This is a genomic window from Bacillota bacterium, from assembly GCA_040754675.1.
Taxonomy (GTDB): domain Bacteria; phylum Bacillota; class Limnochordia; order Limnochordales; family Geochordaceae; genus Geochorda.
Map to the genome: position 1 here is coordinate 1 of JBFMCJ010000757.1, position 1,642 is coordinate 1,642.

1 protein-coding gene is annotated in these 1,642 nt (G+C 58.9%); it reads left to right on the plus strand.

The annotated features are described in order from the left end of the window. Window positions 1–34: 34 nt before the first annotated feature. On the plus strand, window positions 35–1,642 hold a 1,608-nt coding region (locus AB1609_23300; GenBank protein ID MEW6049362.1), incomplete at its 3' end, for a 6-hydroxymethylpterin diphosphokinase MptE-like protein.

Here is a 1,642-nt window from a genome sequence, read left to right on the forward strand (position 1 = left end):
TCCGCCTGGCACGAATTGGGGGTAGCAGGCTCGCGTGGTTGGTGAGAACAACAGCATACTCCGCAAGAACCTGGTCCTGCTCGCGGAGCATCGGCCGGAGCTCGCGACCATGGTCGAGACGCAGAAGCCCGTGTATCGGTACCGGATCCTGAAAACCAGCTCCGGCATTCCTAATGTCGTTAAGATAGGGCACGGCAATGGGCTGTCCATGCCTTACTACGACGCCGACAACCCATCGAAATCCGTCGATCAGGACCTCGCCTCACCTGACCTCAAGGGGGCCCGCTTGGTGATCCTCCTAGGGGTGGGCCTGGGCTACGAAGTACTGCACTTCCTTACGTTTGTGGCGCCTAAATCGCACACGTGGCGCCTCATCGCCATCGAAGCAGATCCAGCGCTGCTCCGCCTGGCATTGGAGACGACCCGCTTAGAAGGGGTGTTGGACAACCCTGCCATTGACATCCTGGTGGGTCTCGACTACGCAGGGCTGTATGCCCGTCTTTATGACCTCTTCAGGACCGCGGCGGCCGTGGTGCTTCTCAAGACGCTGGCCGTTGCACACACTCGCGGCAGCATGGCGTTTAATCGCGACTATTACCTGAAGGCGATGAAGATAGTGCGAGAGGCGGCAGTGGAGGCGACGGAGAACTTTGGTAACGCTCCTCACGACTCGCTCATCGGGCTGCAGAACGTGCTGCTAAATGTTCCCATGATACTGCGAAACCCCGGAATACAGGATCTGGAAGGCGCGTTTACAGGCCGGCCGGCCATCATTGCGTCGACCGGGCCTTCCCTGAACAAGAACATCGACAGACTCGGCGAGCTTCAGGACCGCGCCGTTATCCTGGCTCCGGATGCCTCCCTGGCCCCACTCCTGCGTCACGGTGTCCGGCCTCACATTCTGGCGTCGCTTGAACGCGTTCCCCAGGTGTCACAGCTTTTCCGCGGGCTTGACGCCACGCAGGTGTATTTGGCTGCTTGCCCCGTCCTTGACCCTCGAGCATACGCCGCATATACAGGGCCTACCGTTATCACTTACAGAGCGTTTGACCACTTCAAATGGTTGGGAATCGAGAAAGGGATCCTCAACACGGGCCCCTCGTCCGGCAACATGGCCTTTAAGATAGCCGAGTTTCTCGGGTGTGACCCAATCATCCTGGTAGGGCAGGACTTATCCTTTGCAGATGACGGACGTTCCCATGCTACCGGTGCCGCCCTCGGTGACAGGCAGGTTGCCTACCAGCCAGAGGACACCCTGGAGGTTCCGGGCAATCTTGGGCGCCCCGTTAGGACAACGCGGACATGGCTACGGTTCCTCAAATACTATGAGTACGACGTTGCCAACTATAGAGGAGTGTGCGTTAATGCTACCGAAGGCGGTGCATACATCTCCGGAACCCTCGTGATGACACTGGAAGAGGCTGCTTCCCGGTACCTTCGCGAACCGTTTCCCATCCGAGAGATCATCCGAAGCCGTCTGAAGATCCCGGACGAATCAGACGTGCAAAACGGCGCCCGCCATGTTCTGGAAACAATGAGGACCACCCTGGAAGCGATGATCCCGGTCGTCCGGAAATGTAAAGAGGGACATCGGGTGGCTCAGGACTTGGTCGCACGGTGGTCCGCCGAGGAACTTGCGAAC